General features: G+C 66.5%; 12 protein-coding genes and 1 tRNA gene. 5 read left to right on the top strand and 8 right to left on the bottom strand.

Annotation, left to right across the window (positions count from 1 at the left end; translation table 11 throughout):
- The first annotated feature begins 11 nt into the window (after positions 1-11).
- The gene (locus HCZ97_RS11840) at positions 12-1,517 is read left to right on the top strand and encodes a tripartite tricarboxylate transporter permease (protein WP_167688928.1); all 1,506 of its coding nucleotides are present in this window, start codon (positions 12-14) and stop codon (positions 1,515-1,517) included.
- A 117-nt stretch (positions 1,518-1,634) separates the two neighbouring features.
- Here the strand turns inward: HCZ97_RS11840 and HCZ97_RS11835 are convergent.
- Positions 1,635-1,718 (bottom strand) — tRNA-Leu (locus HCZ97_RS11835).
- 194 nt (positions 1,719-1,912) lie between these two features.
- Between HCZ97_RS11835 and HCZ97_RS11830 the strand changes: the two genes are divergently transcribed.
- Positions 1,913-2,632, top strand: coding sequence for a rhomboid family intramembrane serine protease (locus tag HCZ97_RS11830; RefSeq protein ID WP_167688927.1), 720 nt, complete (start codon positions 1,913-1,915; stop codon positions 2,630-2,632).
- Between the two features lie 121 nt (positions 2,633-2,753).
- On the opposite strand, the gene HCZ97_RS11825 is transcribed toward HCZ97_RS11830, so the two are convergent.
- Together HCZ97_RS11825 and HCZ97_RS11820 are read right to left on the bottom strand one after the other, a co-directional pair.
- A complete protein-coding gene (locus HCZ97_RS11825; protein WP_167688926.1) occupies positions 2,754-3,542 on the bottom strand; it encodes an inositol monophosphatase family protein in 789 nt (262 codons plus the stop codon).
- A gap of 148 nt (positions 3,543-3,690) precedes the next feature.
- On the bottom strand, positions 3,691-4,605 hold the full coding sequence (locus HCZ97_RS11820; protein ID WP_167688925.1) for a LysR family transcriptional regulator: 915 nt from the start codon (positions 4,603-4,605) through the stop codon (positions 3,691-3,693).
- A gap of 89 nt (positions 4,606-4,694) precedes the next feature.
- Between HCZ97_RS11820 and metF the strand changes: the two genes are divergently transcribed.
- Together metF and HCZ97_RS11810 are read left to right on the top strand one after the other, a co-directional pair.
- Entirely contained in the window at positions 4,695-5,561 is an 867-nt protein-coding gene (metF, locus tag HCZ97_RS11815; protein ID WP_167688924.1) for a methylenetetrahydrofolate reductase [NAD(P)H], read from the top strand.
- Between the two features lie 105 nt (positions 5,562-5,666).
- A complete protein-coding gene (locus tag HCZ97_RS11810; protein ID WP_254871497.1) occupies positions 5,667-6,110 on the top strand; it encodes a PaaI family thioesterase in 444 nt (147 codons plus the stop codon).
- 127 nt (positions 6,111-6,237) lie between these two features.
- Here the strand turns inward: HCZ97_RS11810 and HCZ97_RS11805 are convergent, their stop codons facing one another.
- Together HCZ97_RS11805 and HCZ97_RS11800 are read right to left on the bottom strand one after the other, a co-directional pair.
- A complete protein-coding gene (locus HCZ97_RS11805; RefSeq protein WP_167688922.1) occupies positions 6,238-7,299 on the bottom strand; it encodes a DUF2235 domain-containing protein in 1,062 nt (353 codons plus the stop codon).
- Positions 7,280-9,574: a xanthine dehydrogenase family protein molybdopterin-binding subunit gene (locus HCZ97_RS11800; protein ID WP_167688921.1), complete on the bottom strand. Its 2,295-nt coding sequence runs from the start codon at positions 9,572-9,574 to the stop codon at positions 7,280-7,282. Before HCZ97_RS11800 ends, HCZ97_RS11805 begins: the two co-directional genes overlap by 20 nt.
- 312 nt (positions 9,575-9,886) lie before the next feature.
- Here HCZ97_RS11800 and HCZ97_RS11795 point away from each other — a divergent pair, with 312 nt between their 5' ends.
- Positions 9,887-13,033 (top strand): valine--tRNA ligase, encoded by a 3,147-nt coding sequence (locus HCZ97_RS11795; RefSeq protein WP_167688920.1) that lies wholly within the window; start codon positions 9,887-9,889, stop codon positions 13,031-13,033.
- A gap of 296 nt (positions 13,034-13,329) precedes the next feature.
- Here HCZ97_RS11795 and HCZ97_RS11790 read toward each other — a convergent pair whose 3' ends face one another.
- The 3 genes from HCZ97_RS11790 to HCZ97_RS11780 all read right to left on the bottom strand — a co-directional run bounded on the left by HCZ97_RS11790 (position 13,330) and on the right by HCZ97_RS11780 (position 16,366).
- The gene (locus HCZ97_RS11790; protein WP_254871496.1) at positions 13,330-14,559 is read right to left on the bottom strand and encodes a multidrug effflux MFS transporter; all 1,230 of its coding nucleotides are present in this window, start codon (positions 14,557-14,559) and stop codon (positions 13,330-13,332) included.
- 129 nt (positions 14,560-14,688) lie between these two features.
- A complete protein-coding gene (locus HCZ97_RS11785) occupies positions 14,689-14,961 on the bottom strand; it encodes a DUF2842 domain-containing protein (protein ID WP_167688919.1) in 273 nt (90 codons plus the stop codon).
- Positions 14,962-15,070: 109 nt separating this feature from the next.
- On the bottom strand, positions 15,071-16,366 hold the full coding sequence (locus tag HCZ97_RS11780) for an adenylosuccinate synthase (RefSeq protein WP_167688918.1): 1,296 nt from the start codon (positions 16,364-16,366) through the stop codon (positions 15,071-15,073).
- Between the last annotated feature and the right edge of the window lie 380 nt (positions 16,367-16,746).

Below are 16,746 nucleotides of genomic sequence, written 5' to 3'. Positions count from 1 at the left end.
GGCATCTGACTATGAGCGGTTGGGACGGGTTCCTGCACGGGTTGAGCGTTGCTGCACAACCTGACGTGCTGATTTACTGCATGTTCGGCGTGCTGCTGGGCACCTTCGTGGGGGTCCTGCCCGGCATCGGCGCAATGGCCACGATCTCTCTCTTGCTGCCGATCACCTATTACCTGTCGCCCGAAGCGGCGCTGGTGATGCTGGCCGGGGTCTACTACGGTTCGCAATACGGCGGCGCCGTGGCCTCGATCCTGCTGCGCCTGCCCGGCACCCCGCAATCGGCGGTCACCACGCTGGATGGCTACCCGCTGGCCCAGCAGGGGCGCGCCGGCGTGGCGCTGTTCACCTCGATGGTGTCCAGTTTCGCGGGATCGATGATCGGGATCTTCGTGCTGATCGTGCTCTCCGGCGCCCTCACGCGGGCGGCGGTCGCCTTCGGGGCCGCCGAATATGCCGCGATGATGCTGCTTGGCCTTGTCGCCGCCTCCACCGTTGGGGCCAAGGCCCCGGCCAAGGGGCTGGCCATGGTCGTCCTGGGGCTGATCCTGGGCTGCGTCGGCACCGATGTGAACTCGGGCGCGCAGCGGTTCACCTTCGGCCAGACAGAGCTGATGGATGGCATCAACCTGGTGGCGCTGGCCATGGGGCTTTTCGGCGTGGCCGAGGTCATCGCCAATATCCGCAAGGCCGAGCGTACCGGCGTGCCGCCCCACGTGGCGCTGCGCGACCTGATGCCCAGCCGGGCAGAGCTGCGCCGCATCCCCTTCCCGGCCCTGCGCGGTGCCAGCCTGGGCAGCTTCTTCGGCGCGCTGCCCGGCACCGGCTCGACCATTTCCTCCTTCCTCGCCTATGCGGCAGAGCGCCGGATTTCGCGCCGCCCGGAGCAGTTCGGCAAGGGCGCGATCGAAGGGATCGCAGGGCCGGAGGCCGCGAACAACTCCGCCGCCATCAGCGCCTTCGTCCCTACGCTGGCGCTTGGCATTCCCGGCGATCCGATCATGGCGCTGATGCTGGGCGCGCTGGTCATTCACGGCGTGCAACCCGGCCCCCTGATGCTGGAAGCGCGCCCCGACATGTTCTGGGGCCTGATCGCAAGCTTCGGCATCGGCAACCTGCTGCTGCTGGTCCTGAACCTGCCGCTGATCGGGATCTGGGTCTCGATGCTGCGCATCCCCTTCCGCTGGCTGTATCCGGCGATCCTGATCTTCGTCTGCCTCGGCGTCTATTCGGTGCGCGGGGCCAGCTTCGACATCTTCGCCGTCGCGCTGATCGGCGTCATCGGCTACGCGCTCATGCTCGCGCGGTTCAATCCCGCGCTCCTGCTGCTTGGCTTCGTGCTGGGCCCGCTGATCGAGACCAACCTGCGGCGGGCCCTGCTGATCGGGCGCGGCGATCCGATGGTCTTCCTGCAGCGTCCGCTCGCCGCGGCCTTCATCATCGCCGCCGCAGGGCTGATCGTGATGTCCCTGGTGCAGGTGATCCGGCGCAAAGGCACCCCGGCCGAGCCTGCCTCCTGACCACCACGCCAGGGCCTGCCCTCCTGAAGAAGGAAGCAGGCCCGACGCGCGGCTGAATGGCTAAAGCCCCCCCTGCGCAACGCGATGCGACATCCCCGTCGCACCCTGTTGCCCTGCTGGTACCCGCGGCCGGACTCGAACCGGCACGCCTTGCGGCTAGGGATTTTAAGTCCCCTGTGTCTACCATTCCACCACGCGGGCCTCGGGAGGTGGGCGGACCATAATCATTGGACCGGCAGAGTAAAGATGCCCCGCCGCCCCAATCCCCGGGAAATTGCGCGCGAGCTGCCAAGACCAAGGCAGGCACCGGCCGGACCCCGCCACCAGTGACCGGGCGCCCCAAAGACGGCGGGCCTTTACCTTGACCGCGCCGGGCAAACCGGCCAAGTGGCCCCATGTTTCCCCTTCGCGATCACAACCCCTCCGGCAGCACGCCCTATGTCACCTACGCGCTCATCGCGCTCAACGTGCTGGTCTATTTTTCCATGTCGGGCTGGCAGGATCTGACCTTTTTCGAATTCGCCTTGATCCCCGCGCGCCTGTCCTTCGGAGAGGGCTATTTCACCCTGCTCACCTCCACCTTCCTGCATGCTGGCCTGCTGCACCTGGCCGGCAACATGCTGTTCCTGTGGATCTTCGGTGACAACCTGGAGGACAAGATGGGCGCGCTGCCCTTCCTGGGCTTCTACCTGGCCTGCGGGGCGGGCTCCGGGCTGGTCCACTTGGCCTCTGCGCCGCAGTCCATGGTGCCCACGGTGGGGGCCTCGGGGGCGATCGCGGGGGTGATGGGGGGCTACCTGCTGCTGTTTCCGAAAGCGCGGGTGGACGTGCTGATCCTGATCAAGATCGTCCCCATGCCGGCCTGGATCATGCTCGGTCTCTGGTTCGCGCTGCAAGTGTTTCGCAGCTTCGGCGTGGATGCCGAAAGCGGCGGCGTGGCCTATTGGGCGCATTCGGGCGGCTTCGTGATCGGCCTGGTGCTGAGCCTGCCGGCCTTCCTGCGCCTGGGCGGTCCTGCCTTCTGGGATCGCTCCCAAGGCCGCCCGCCCCACCCCGAGGCGCGCTACAGGATCTCTCCCAGCATCGTACCGAAGGTGCCGCGCAAACGCCGCTAGGGGGCAAAGCCCCGGCCCACGACGCGCCTCTTTCGAGGCGGCCCCGCAAGGCCGCCCCCAGCCGGGATCACCCCGGCAAAGTCAGGGACCTCAAATCAGGCCCCCGAACTCGCCCCGGGCCTCAGCCCCGGCGAATGATCTTGGAGAACTTGTCGAACAGCGGCTCGTTGGCGCAGATGACCTCGCCATCGGCCAGGATGTCGCCCTCGGGGTTCAGCGGCTGGATCAGGCCACCGGCTTCGCGCACGATGACGATGCCCGCGGCGATGTCCCAGGGCTTCAGGCTGCGCTCCCAGAAGCCGTCGTAGCGGCCGGCGGCCACATAGGCCATGTCCAGCGATGCCGCGCCCCAGCGGCGCACGCCGGCACAGACCGGCATCAGCTCTGCCAGGTCCTTCAGGGTGTCGGGCAGATCGCGGCGGCCGCCGAAGGGCAGGCCCGTGGCGTAGATCGATTCGATCATCCGGATCCGGCCGGACACACGGATGCGCATGTCGTTCATCCAGGCGCCCTCGCCCTTCTCGGCCATGAACATCTCGTCCTTGGCCGGGTCGTAGATCACGCCGCTGACGATCTGGCCCTTGTGCTCCAGCGCAATGGACACCGCCCAATGCGGCAGACCGTGCAGGAAGTTGGTGGTGCCATCCAGCGGATCGACGATCCAGCGCCGGGTGGGGTCTTCGCCCTCGATCTCGGTGCCTTCCTCGCCCAGGAAGCCATAGGTCGGGCGGGCGCCCATCAGCTCTTCCTTCAGGATCTTCTCTGCCGCGATATCGGCACGGCTGACGAAATCGCCGGCCCCCTTCATGGAGACCTGCAGATTCTCCACCTCGCGGAAGTCCTTCACGAGGGACCGGCCCGCCTTGCGGGCGGCTTTCATCATGATGTTGAGATTGGCACTGAAGGTCATGGATCGGCTCCGGGAGAAGGCGTTAGGCGTGAAAGTCTGGAACTGGGCGTGATGCGAAAAGGCCGTATAGACTGCGGGATGGGGCTTGCCAAGGGTGCGCAGCTGCCTTCGCCCTGCCCTTTTGCCGCCCCAAGGTCAAGTCGTGGCGTCAGCTCTCGGGCAGGCGTTGCAGCTTCACCGCCTCTGTCCGGGCCAGCCGGGTGAAATGCGCCATGTAGGGCTTGGCCGCCTCCTCGGACCGGCAGGCCGCGTACATGCGCCGCGTCACACCGCCCTGGGTCAGCGGCAGCACCTTGAAATCGGGCTTGCGCCGGGCCTCCCGCAGGGCCCAGTCCGGCAAGACGGCAACCCCCCGGCCAGAGGCCACCAGCAGCAGGATCACCTCTGTTAGCTCGACCTGTCGGAACCCCGCGGGCTCCACCCCCGCCGGGTCCAGCAGCGTCTTGGTCACATCCAGCTTGCTGCGGTCGATGGGATAGGTCAGCAGCATCTCCGTGGCCAGGTCCTCGGCCTCGATATGGCTCTTGGAGGCCAGGGGATGGGAGGCGGGGCAGATGAAGGCCGGGGAATAATCGAAGATCGGCGCAAAGGTCAGCCCGGGGATGTCCTCGGGCTCAGAGGTGATGACCACATCGACCAGCTCGCGCTCCAGCGCCTCCAGCCCCTGCATGGCAAGGCCCGCGCGAATATCGATGTCGACATCCGCCCAGGCATGGCGGAACAGCTCCAGCACCGGCAGCAACCAGTCGAAACAGGCGTGACATTCCAGAGAGATATGCAGACGCCCCGCGCTGCCGTCGCGCAGCCCCTCGAACTCGGCTTCCAGCGCCTCCATCTCCGGCAGGATGCGCTCGGCCGTGCGCAACATGCGCAGACCGGCCGCCGACAGCCGCATGGGCTTGGTCCGGCGCACGAACAATTCCATGCCCGCCTGGTCCTCCAGGCCCTTGATCTGGTGCGACAGCGCACTTTGGGTTATCTTCAGAAGATCAGCCGCCCTGGCCAGGCCTCCGGCCTCGTGGATCGCACGGATCGTTTTCAGGTGGCGCAATTCGATATGCATGGGCTTTAGCTCATAATCATCGTGAGTATTATGAAGTTGTCTCATTTCCTCGGCTTTGCCACAAGAGACCAACTCCAAAGAGGTTCCAGATGACGACGCCCGCCGTTTCCTTTGAATTCTTCCCGCCCAAAAGCCTCGAAGCCTCCTTCCGGCTCTGGGACACGGTCAACGTGCTCTCCCCGCTGGACCCGCGCTTCGTCTCCGTCACCTATGGTGCCGGTGGCACGACCCGTGACCTGACCCGCGATGCCGTGGCGACGCTGCACAAGCACATGGGGCTGAACACGGCCGCGCATCTGACCTGCGTGAATGCCACCAAGGAAGAGACGATGGCGATCGTGGATGGCTTTGCAGAGGTCGGCGTGAGCGAAATCGTCGCGCTGCGGGGCGATCCGCCCAAGGGCGAAGGCAGCTTCACCCCCACCCCCGGCGGATTTGCCAATTCGGTCGAGCTGATCGAAGCCCTGGCAGAGCAGAAGAAGTTCACCATCCACGTGGGCGCCTACCCTGAACCCCACCCCGACAGCGCCGACAGCACCGCCGATGTCCGCTGGCTGAAACGCAAGTTCGAAGCCGGGGCCGATGACGCCATCACCCAGTTCTTCTTCGAAACGGAGACCTTCCTGCGCTTCCGCGACGAATGCGCCAGGGCCGGCATCGACAAGCCGATCATCCCCGGCATCATGCCGATCGAGAACTGGAAAGGCATGCGCAAGTTCGCCAAGGGCTGCGGCGCCAACTTCCCCGACTGGCTTGTCGAGGCCTTCGAAAAGGCCGACCGCGACGACCGCGCGGACCTGCTGGCCACGGCCCTCTGCACGGAGATGTGCGACAAGCTGCTCTCCGAGGGAGTCGAGAACCTGCATTTCTACACGCTCAACAAGCCCGAGCTGACCCGCGATGTCTGCCATGCCCTGGGCGTCCCGCCCGAGGCCAAGCTGGAAAACGTCGCCTGACCCCGCCTCTCTGCTGACCCCGTGCCGCTACGCTGCGTAAATCTTCCACTGTGCGGTTGAGCTCTCCACCTTGCGGGATTACCCTTCCGCAAGGGGAGGATGCTCATGCAAAACGTGAAAGAGATGACGGGCCTGGACAAGCTGACTCGGATGCTGCGCGACAACGCGCCGCCCGCCGGGATCTCCGTGCCGCTGAACTTCTCCCTGGAAACAGCGCAGGACGGCCATGTCACCTTCACCGGCACCCCGCTGCAGGATCACGTGAACCCCGTGGGCACGGTCCATGGCGGCTGGTACGGCACCCTGCTCGACAGCTGCATGGCCTGCGCGATCCTCAGCCGCCTGCCGGTGGAGACCAGCTACACCACGCTTGAATACAAGGTGAACATCATCCGCCCGATCCCCCTCGGCATGCCGGTGCGCGCAACGGGCTTGGCCCAGCACGTCGGCCGCTCCACCGGCGTCGCCAGCGGAGAGATCCGCGGCATCGCCGATGACCGCCTCTATGCCACCGGCTCCACCACCTGCATGGTCCTCCCCCGCCCCTGAACGCGCGCCGACGCGCCCCGTCGCCGCAACCGCCCGGATCCCCCTTCATCTGGCCCAAAATACTTTGGGGTGAATTGCGCCCGCCCCGGGCGCAAGAGGGGCAAGGCCCCTCCCCCGAGACGCAAGATCACGCCAACTGCCCCTGCGTCGGATAGCGCCCTCGCGCAATGGCACTGTCATGCAGCCGCTCTGAGGGATCCGCGCCCACGACCCGGGCCTTGCGCAACAGGAACAGCTTGGCATAGCCGCGCCACTGGCCAACGGAGGGCGCATCGATATCCATCGGGAACCGCGCCCGCCAATGCTCCGGCAGGGGCATGCCACGCAGCTCCGCCTGGCCCAGGATCCAGACCAGCGGGATGTTGGAAAGCTCCCGCGCCGGCGCGAAGCCACCCAGCTGGCCGCCCACGTCCCCATGGGTCCCCGCGAACCAGACCTGCTCCAGCCGCCCGGCCCAGGCCGGATCGCTGTCCCACATCACCGGCGCATAGACCTGCCGCGTCTCTTCCAGCGCCAGCGCATGAAAGCCCGACTTCACGCAGGCCGAAAGCGCGTGGTTGTGAAACCCGTGCTTGGCCTCCGCAAGCTTCCAGATCAGCGGCAGCCGCAGCCCCAGGCTCTTCACCGTGTCGAAGGCCCCGATCATCTCGATCGACGCGGCCTCGTGGCTCCAGGCGCGGCGAAAGGCGGTGCAGGTCTGCGGATCATGGGCCTCCTGGTAGAGGCGATAGGCCTGGCGCACGTTGCGCTCCGTCGCCTGCTCCGCCCGCAACAGCCCCACCCGGTCGATCATTCCGGCCAGCGAGCGCACGGCGTAAGCCCCGCGCGAATAGCCGAACAGCATCACCCGGTCGCCCGGCCGATAGCGAGAGGCCAGCCAGCCATAGGCCCGCCGGATCTGCCGGTTGATCCCGCGCCCCAGCAACACATCCATGGTCGACCGCCAGCTCTGCCACTGGATCCCGGCCTCGTAATAGACGGAGAGCTCCGGCCCCGCGGTCTCTGCCAGCAGCTTGTAGATCAGCCCCGCATTGCTTTCCTCTCCCTCCTCGAGAGAGGACATCGTGCCATCCAGCACGATCACATGCAGCACCTGCCCCCGGTTGGGCCCGGGGGGCCGGCGGCGCTGGCGGCGCAGCCAGGGCGGGCGCAGCCCGACCAGTATCCGTCTACGCAGCCGTGTCAGCATCTCTCAGCATTTTCCACACGCGCGACGGGGTAAAGGGCATCTCCGCCCGCTTCACGCCCCCGCGCGCCAGCGCATCCATGACCGCATTGGCCCCCGCCGCCATCGAGCCCACGGTGCCGGCCTCGCCACAGCCCTTCATCCCCATGGGATTGGCGGTGGAGGGAACGGGAACCGAGGTGAACTCGATCATCGGCACATCGGCGGCCCGTGGCACGGCGTAATCCATGAAGCTGGCGGTCAGCAGCTGGCCATCCTCGTCGTAGGTGACGTTCTCCATCAGCACCTGGCCCAGGCCCTGGACCACGCCGCCATGCACCTGGCCCTCTGCCAGCATCGGGTTGATCAGGTTGCCGAAATCATCGACCACCACGTAACGTTCCAGGCTGACCGCGCCGGTCTCGGGATCGACCTCCACCTCGGCCACATGCACCCCGTTGGGATAGGAGCGCCCGGGCAGGCGGGCGGACTTGCGATGGATCATCAGATCCTGGCGCCCGGCCTCCGCCGCCATCTCGGCCACGTCCAGCATGGTCGGCGCGGCATTCGATCCCTTGATGCGGAAACTCTCGTCATCGAAAGAGACATCCTCGCGCGGCACGGCCATCTTCTCGGCCAGGAAATCGCCGAAGGCCTCCACCATGACCTCGACCACGGCCAGGGTGGCATTGGCCTGCGTCGTGACCGATCGGGACCCGCCCGTGCCCCCGCCGGTGGCAATCAGGTCGCTGTCGCCCTGGATCACCCGGATCTGATCCTGCGGGATGCCGGTCTGGTCGGACAGGAAATGGGCATAGACGGTCTCATGCCCCTGCCCGTTCGACTGTGTCCCGACGTAGATATTCACCGATCCATCCTTCAGAAATTCCACCTGTGCGGTTTCGTTAGGATCACCCAGAATACTTTCGATATAATAACAAAGCCCCATGCCGCGCAGTTTTCCCGCCTCGCGAGAGGCCGCAACCCGCGCCTCAAAGCCGGACAGGGCCACCTCCTCGGCCGCGCGATCCAGCAGGGCGGGGAAATTGCCCACGTCGTAAAGCTCGCCGGAGAAGCTGCGATAGGGGAAGGCCCCGGGCTGCACGAAGTTGCGCCGCCGCAGCTCCCAGACATCCACGCCCAGCTCATGGGCGGCGTAATGCATCATGCGCTCCAGGGCAAAGATCGCCTCCGGCCGGCCCGCCCCGCGATAGGCATCGGTGGGGGTGGTATTGGTGAAATAACCCTCGGCCTCCAGCAGCGCGGTCTTGATGTCATAGACCCCGGTAAAGACCTTGGCAAAAAGCGTCGTCTGGATCTTCTGGCCGAAGTTCGACGGATAGGCGCCCAGGTTGTACTTCGTCTTCACGTGGTAACCGATGATCTTCAGATCCTTGTCAAAGGCCAGCAGGCTCTCGTGGCTCAGATCCCGCGCGCCATTGTCTGCCAGCATGGATTCGGTGCGATCCGCGATCCAGCGCACCGGACGGCCCAGCTTGCGCGCCGCCGCCGCACAGACGATGTACTCGGGGTAAAGCTTGGCCTTCATGCCAAAGCCCCCGCCCACGTCGGGATGGGTCACGCGCACGTTCTCGGGCTCCAGCGACAGAAGCTTCGCCAGCTCCGCCTTGGCCGCCCAGACCCCCTGGCCATTGTAGCTCAGGTGCATCCGCGTGCCGTCCCACTCGGCGAAACAACCGCGCGGCTCCATGGCCACGACCATCACCCGGTTGTCCATGATATCGGCCCGCACCACGTGGGCGGCCTCGGCGATGACCTTCTCCATCGCCTCCGGATCGCCCAGGCAGAAATCGACCGCCTTGTTGCCCGGCGCCTCCGGGTGCAGCTCGGCCGCGCCCGCGCCCATCTCCGTCTCCGCCGGCAGCTCCTCGTAATCGAACTCGATGAGCTCCAGAGCATCCTTGGCCAGCTCCACGCTCTCGGCCAGCACCACCGCCAGGGGCTCGCCCACGAAACGCACCCGCTCCTCGGCCAGCATGAAATACCGCGGAGCCGCCCCGAGGGAGCCATCCCGGTTGTCCTCGCGCGTATAGCCCAGCCCCTCGGTGATCCCCTCGGCCGCCAGGTCCCCGGCGCTCAGCACCGCATGCACCCCCTCCAGCGCGCGCGCCTCCTCCAGCCCAAACCCGGTGATCTGCGCATGGGCCACGGGCGAGCGATAGAAGACCGCCACCAGCGATCCTTCCGGAGCGATATCATCGACATAGCCCCCGTGACCCGTGACGAACCGGATATCCTCGACCCGTTTGACCGGCTGACTGCGTCCGAATTTCTCCATGGCGCGGCGCTCCTTCTGGCATGACAACATCTGGACACTAGCCGCTCCCCTGCCACTGTCCAGAGCCCGCGCCGCTTTCCCCGCGCCATTCCGCCCCACAAGCCCAGCCCGCAAGCCCAAAGGGCACGCCCCTCCCCCTTCTTCTTGCCTCCAAACTCTGGGGGAGGCCCGCAACGCGGGCCGGGGGCAAAGCCCCCCATCCCTGCCCGACGCTCCCCGCACATCGCCCCCATGGTGCGCCCCCTTCCCCTCCCTGCCGCAATTCGCTATCCCCACCAGAACGGATTGAGGCTGGGAAAACGGGGAACCGAGATGGCCATGGACAAGACTTTCAACGCCGCCGAGGCCGAGGCACGGATCTACGACGCCTGGGACAAGGCCGGGGCCTTCAAGGCCGGCGCCAATGCCAGGCCGGGAGCAGAGAGTTTCTGCGTGATGATCCCGCCCCCCAACGTGACCGGCGCGCTGCACGTGGGCCATGCCTTCAACAACACGCTGCAGGACATCCTCGTGCGCTGGCACCGGATGCGCGGCTTCGACACGCTCTGGCAGCCCGGCCAGGACCACGCCGGCATCGCCACCCAGCTCCAGGTCGAAAAGATGCTGGCCGCGCAAGAGCTTCCGGGCCGCCGCGAAATGGGCCGCGAAGCCTTCCTGGAAAAGGTCTGGGAATGGAAGGGCCAGTACGGCGGCACCATCGTCAACCAGCTCAAGCGCCTTGGCTCCTCCTGCGACTGGTCGCGCAACGCCTTCACCATGGCCGGCGCGCCGGGTGATCCGCGCACGGGCCATGAGAACTCCCCCGACTTCCACGATGCCGTCATCAAGGTCTTCGTGGAGATGTACGACAAGGGCCTGATCTACCGCGGCAAGCGCCTGGTGAACTGGGACCCGCATTTCGAAACCGCGATCTCCGATCTCGAGGTCGAGAATGTCGAAGTCGCCGGTCACATGTGGCACTTCAAGTACAAGCTGGCCGGCGGAGAGACCTACACCTACGTCGAGAAGGACGAGGACGGCCACGTCACCTTCTCCGAAGAGCGCGATTACATCTCCATCGCCACCACGCGCCCCGAAACCATGCTGGGCGACGGCGCCGTGGCCGTCCACCCCTCGGACGAACGCTATGCGCCCATCGTCGGCAAGATGGTGCACCTGCCGCTCTGCGACCGCCTGATCCCGATCATCACCGATGAATACCCCGATCCCACCTTCGGCTCGGGCGCGGTCAAGATCACCGGGGCGCATGACTTCAACGACTACCAGGTCGCCAAGCGCGGCAACCTGCCCATGTACCGCCTGATGGACATGGCCGGGAACATGCGCGCCGATGGCAATGATTACGACACCTGCGTCGCCCGCGCCCGCCAGATCGCCGAAGGCGCCACCGCCACGGAGATGGAGATCGACAGCCTCAACCTCGTGCCCGAGAAATACCGCGGCATGGATCGCTTTGAGGCGCGCGAAGCCGTGGTGGCCGATATCAACGAAGCCGGCCTCGCGGTCATGACCACCCGGGCCGATCCGCGCCTGGGCCTGCCCAAGCCCAAGAAGGGCCAGGAACCCACGGCAGAGGAACTCGCCGAACCCACCCCCCTGGTCGAGGCCAAGCCGATCATGCAGCCCTTCGGCGACCGCTCCAAGGTGGTGATCGAGCCGATGCTGACCGACCAGTGGTTCGTCGACACCGCGCAGATCGTCGCCCCGGCGCTCGATGCCGTGCGCGACGGGCGCACCCGGATCCTGCCGGAGTCGGGCGAAAAGGTCTATTTCCACTGGCTCGAGAACATCGAACCCTGGTGCATCTCGCGCCAGCTCTGGTGGGGCCACCAGATCCCGGTCTGGTACGGTCTGGACCTCGGCACCCTGAAACAGGGCGGCGACGGGGACATGGATCTCGTCGACATGCTCAAGCTCTTCCTGGATGAGCACCTGGTGCACATGGGCCCGGTGCAGGCCTGCGGCACGGATTTCGACGCCGTGATCGAAACCTTCCGGGACGAGATCGCGGATACCCCCTCGCCCATCTCCCATGCCCGCATCGTGGAGGTCGCGGATCGCCGCGAAGCCCAGCACATGCTGGCCGAAAGCCTGGCCAATTTCACCGCCACCCAGGATCCCACCGTCATCGTCTACCCAGTCTGGCGCGACCCCGACGTGCTGGACACCTGGTTCTCCTCCGGCCTCTGGCCGATCGGCACGCTCGGCTGGCCGCAACAGACGCCCGAGCTGGACAAATACTTCCCCACCTCGGTGCTGATCACCGGCGAAGACATCCTCTTCTTCTGGGTCGCCCGGATGATGATGATGCAGCTGGCCGTGGTCGACCAGGAACCCTTCCACACGGTCTACCTGCACCAGCTGGTCCGGGACGCGAAGGGCAAGAAGATGTCCAAGACCACCGGCAATGTCATCGACCCGCTGGAGATCGTGGACGAATACGGCGCGGATGCGCTGCGCATGACCAATACCTCCATGGCGGCCATCGGCGGCGTGCTGAAGCTCTCGGAAGAGCGCATCAAGGGCTACCGCAACTTCGGCACCAAGATCTGGAACGCCACCCGCTTCGCGGAGATGAACGGGGTCTATGACAACGGCGCCCCCGCGCAGGATGTCCCCGTCGCCACCGCCACGGTCAACAAGTGGATCATCGGCGAAACCGCCCGCATCCGCGAAACGGTGGACGCGGCGCTCGCCGAATACCGCTTCAACGAAGCCGCCCAGGGCCTCTATGCCTTCGTCTGGGGCAAGGTCTGCGACTGGTACGTTGAACTGGCCAAGCCGCTGCTGCTGAACGAAGACGCGCCCGAACGCGCCGAAACGCAGCGCGTCATGGGCTGGGTCATCGACCAGTGCCTGATCATGCTCCACCCGATCATGCCCTTCATCACCGAAGAGCTCTGGCAGGTCACCGCCAAGCGCGACGCGCTTCTGATGCTCACCGACTGGCCCGCCTATGACTCCAGCCTCATCGACCCGGCAGCAGACCGGGAAATGAACTGGGTCATCGCCCTGATCGAAGACATCCGCTCGGCCCGGGCCACCATGCATGTCCCCGCCGGCGCCTATGTGCCCCTGGTGGTCACCGACATGAGCGCCACGGCCCGCACCGCCTGGGACAACAACGAGACGATGATCAAGCGTCTCGCCCGGATCGAGGCGCTGGAAACCGTCGACAGCTTCCCCAAGGGCACGATCACCCTCCCCGCCGATGGCGCGACCTTCGGCCTGCCGCTCGCCGATGTCATCGACGTGGCAGAGGAAAAGGCCCGCCTGGAAAAGAGCCTCGAAAAGCTCGCCAAGGAAATCGGCAGCATGGCCGGGCGCCTCAACAACCCCAACTTCGTCGCCTCCGCGCCCGAAGAGGTTGTCGTGGAAACGCGCGAGAATATCGCCGCCCGCCAGGACGAACAGGCAAAGCTGCAGGCCGCCCTGGCCCGGATGTCCGAACTCGGCTGATCCCACCCGCCTGCCTGACCAACACCGCCAAAAGGGCCCCAACCAGGGGCCCTTTTTCCATGCACGCCCTCTCCCCACGCACAGAAGCGCCCGCCCCACCACCTGCGCGCGCCACCTCCCCCTTCTTCTTGCCAAAAAACTCCCGCCGGAGGCCCCCACGAGCCAAGCGCACACCGCCGCCCGTCCCGCCCCAGGGTTCAAAAAGCCCTAATCCCCCGCGCGCCCCGCACCGACGTGATACCGACGCAAGACAGACGCGATACCGACAGGCTGCAAAGGCCCCTCACCGTCCCCGCTCACTCCGCCGAAAGCGCCTCTTCCCGGGCCCGCCGCCCCTCCAGCCAGCGCACCCAAAGCGCCGCGGCAAGAGAGATCGCGCCCGCCGCGAACATCACCGTCAGCACCACTGTCACGCCGTTGCCGGCCGTGATCACCAGCCCCTGCAGCGTGGCCCCGACCCCGCCCATCAGCATGATCATGGCAGAGGACAGGCCAGAGGCGCTGCCGGCCAGCTGCGGGCGCACGGACATCACCCCGGCGGCCGCGTTGGGCGACGACAAACCATTGGAAAGACCCGAAATTCCCGCCGCGCAGAAGAAGACCTCCAGGCGCGGTTCCCCCAGCAGGACCTGCGCCAGCGCCGCCCCGATGGCCAGGATCGCCACGACCCGGCCGATGATCATCATCCGGGTCAGCGGCCAGTCCAAGTGGCGCGCCACCCGGGCCGACACCATGTTGCCCGCGATATAGCCCAGGGTCATCACCCCCATGTAGACGCCGAGCCGGCTCGGCGGCAGCGCGAAGGCCCCGCTCACCGCCAGCGGCGCCCCCGCCACGAAGGTGTGAAAGCTCGCCACGCTGAAGCTCCAGCAGATCGTGTAGCCCCAGAACCGCGGCGCCGCGACAAGCTCCGGGTAGGCCCTGAACTGCTCTGAAAAGCTGGCCGCGCGATGGTGGTTCGTCTCGCCCAGGTCGACCCAGGCCAGGGCGAAAATCCCAATACCGATAAGGGCATAGAGCCAGAAGGTCGCGCGCCAGCCAAGCAGCTGGTCGATGACGCCGCCCAGGGCTGGCCCCATCAATGGCGCCACCGCCATGACCATGGCCACGGTGGCCATTTTCTGGGCCACCGCGCGGCCCTCGTATTGATCCCGGATGATCGCCCGGCTCAGCGCCACCCCCGTGGCCGAGGCCGCCTGGCACATCCGCGCCACCAGGAAGACCTGCACGTTCTCGGTCAGCGCGCAGACGACCGAGGCCAGGGCAAAGATCGCCATGCCGATCAGGATCAGCGGCCGCCGCCCGTAAAGATCCGACAGAGGGCCGAAGATCAGCTGCAGAAGGGCTGTCATGAACAGGTAGCCGCCCACGGCGATCGACATCACCGCGTAATCCACCTGGAAATCCGCGGCCATATGGGCCAGCGAGGTGGCGAACATGTTGATGCTCAGGATGGAGACGCCGGTCAGCACGATCAGCGTCGCCAGGGCGGGCGGTGTCCGCGCGCCTTTCATCTGTCTTGCCAAGCGTCGCTCCTCCCCGGGCAGCCCCTCAGCGGGTCCCCTACCTTCACCCGCCTGTCCGGCAATGGAAAGCCCGGGCCCGCAGGCACCCGGCGCAAGAGCGCGTTTGCCAGGGCCCCGTGGGGCCTTTGCCTAGCCCCGGGGGGTGGAGTCCCGGCCGGTCTCGTCCTCCGCGGCATCAAGCGCCGGATCGGCATCGGGATCGGCCTTGCCGACGCCCTTGAAGACCATCTTGAAGGGCACGGCCCAAAGCACGCCCAGCACGATATAGACCAGCAGTTCCACCAGGATGGGCGGGCGCTCCATCAGCGCCAGGATGTTCACCGCCAGCACGATGTAGACCGGCAGGCCGACGACCAGGATGAACAGCGACCAGCGCCGCCGTGCCTTGTAACTCAGTGCCATGAAAGCGCCTCCCGATCCCGGTAGAACGGGCCAGGTGCGCCCCGGCCCGAATGGTTCGGCGCGCAGACGGGGCCTACCCCCTCCGCGCGCCCGTGATGTTGCCCGGTGCTCAATCCGCGAAGGGATCGGTGACCAGGATCGTGTCTTCCCGCTCGGGGCTGGTGGACAGCATCGCCACGGGGCAATCGATCAGCTCTTCCACGCGGCGGACGTATTTGATCGCATTGGCCGGCAGATCCGCCCAGCTGCGCGCGCCCTCGGTGGATTCGCTCCAGCCCGGCATTTCCTCGTAGATCGGCGTGCAGCGCGCCTGCTGATCCGAGGCCGTGGGCAGATAATCCATCCGCGCGCCGTCCAGCTCGTAGCCGACGCAGATCTTCAGCGTCTCGAAGCCGTCCAGCACGTCCAGCTTGGTCAGGGCGATGCCGTTGACGCCGGAGACCGCGCAGGTCTGCTTGACCAGTGCCGCATCGAACCAGCCGCAGCGCCGCTTGCGCCCCGTCACGGTGCCGAACTCATGGCCGCGCTCGCCCAGCCGCTGGCCGGTCTCGTCTTCCAGCTCCGTCGGGAAGGGGCCTTCGCCGACGCGGGTGGTATAGGCCTTGACGATGCCCAGCACGAAATCGATGGAGCCGGGGCCGATGCCCACGCCCGTCGCCGCCTGCCCCGCGATCACGTTGGAGGAGGTGACAAAGGGATAGGTGCCGAAGTCGATGTCCAGCAGAGAGCCCTGCGCACCCTCGAAGAGGATGCGCTTGCCGGCCTTGCGCTGCTCGGTCAGGACCTTCCAGACCGGGGCGGCATATTGCAGGATCTCCGGCGCGATCTCTTCCAGCTTGGCGATCAGCGCATCGCGGTCGATGGCTTCCAGCCCCAGGCCCTTGCGCAGGGCGTTGTGATGGGTCAGCGCACGATCGACGCGGGCTTCCAGCGTGGCGCGGTCGGCCAGGTCGGCGACGCGGATCGCGCGGCGGCCCACCTTGTCTTCGTAGCAGGGGCCGATGCCCCGGCCCGTGGTGCCGATCTTCGTGCCCTTGGAAGAGGCCTCTTCGCGGGCGCGGTCCAGTTCCCCGTGGAAGGGCAGGATCAGCGGGGTATTTTCCGCAATCATCAGCGTCTCGGGGTCGATGGTCACGCCCTGCTCGCGGATCTTGGCGATCTCGCCGACCAGGTGCCAGGGATCCAGCACCACGCCATTGCCGATGACAGACAGCTTGCCGCCGCGCACCACGCCCGAGGGCAGCGCGTTCAGCTTGTAGACCTCGCCGTCAATGACCAGCGTGTGACCGGCATTGTGACCGCCCTGGAAGCGCGCGATGATATCGGCGCGCTCGCTGAGCCAGTCAACGATCTTGCCCTTCCCCTCGTCGCCCCACTGGGCGCCGACAACGACAACATTGGCCATTCCACGGTCCTTTCGACTTGGCTTTAGACTTGGCTGGTAAACCCGCGCCCGTATAGCGAAGCGCGGGGGGCTGCGAAACCGGATTCTGCCCTTTGCCGCCGTTCCGGGCCGTTCCACCCCGCGCAGGCGCCGCTGGCCAGCTTGCGCGCGGCAGAGCGCCGCCGAAACGCGCCCCGCCTGCCCCTTCCCCGCCGGCGCCCCTGCACCGCGGGGGCAGACGCGCCCATTTCACCTTGCGAGCCCCGCCCTCTTGTCCTAGAACCCGCCCATCCTGCCGCCCGCGCCAAGTGGGAGGCCGCTTCACGCCGCACCAAGACAAAAGCTGCAAAGGTCCAAGATGGAAAACGTCGTCCTCATCGTCCACCTGATCCTGGCGCTCG

The organism is Pseudooceanicola sp. HF7, from assembly GCF_011806405.1.
GTDB lineage: Bacteria > Pseudomonadota > Alphaproteobacteria > Rhodobacterales > Rhodobacteraceae > Pseudooceanicola.
Note: the sequence above shows the minus strand (reverse complement) of the source record. Positions and strands in the feature narration are given on the sequence as shown.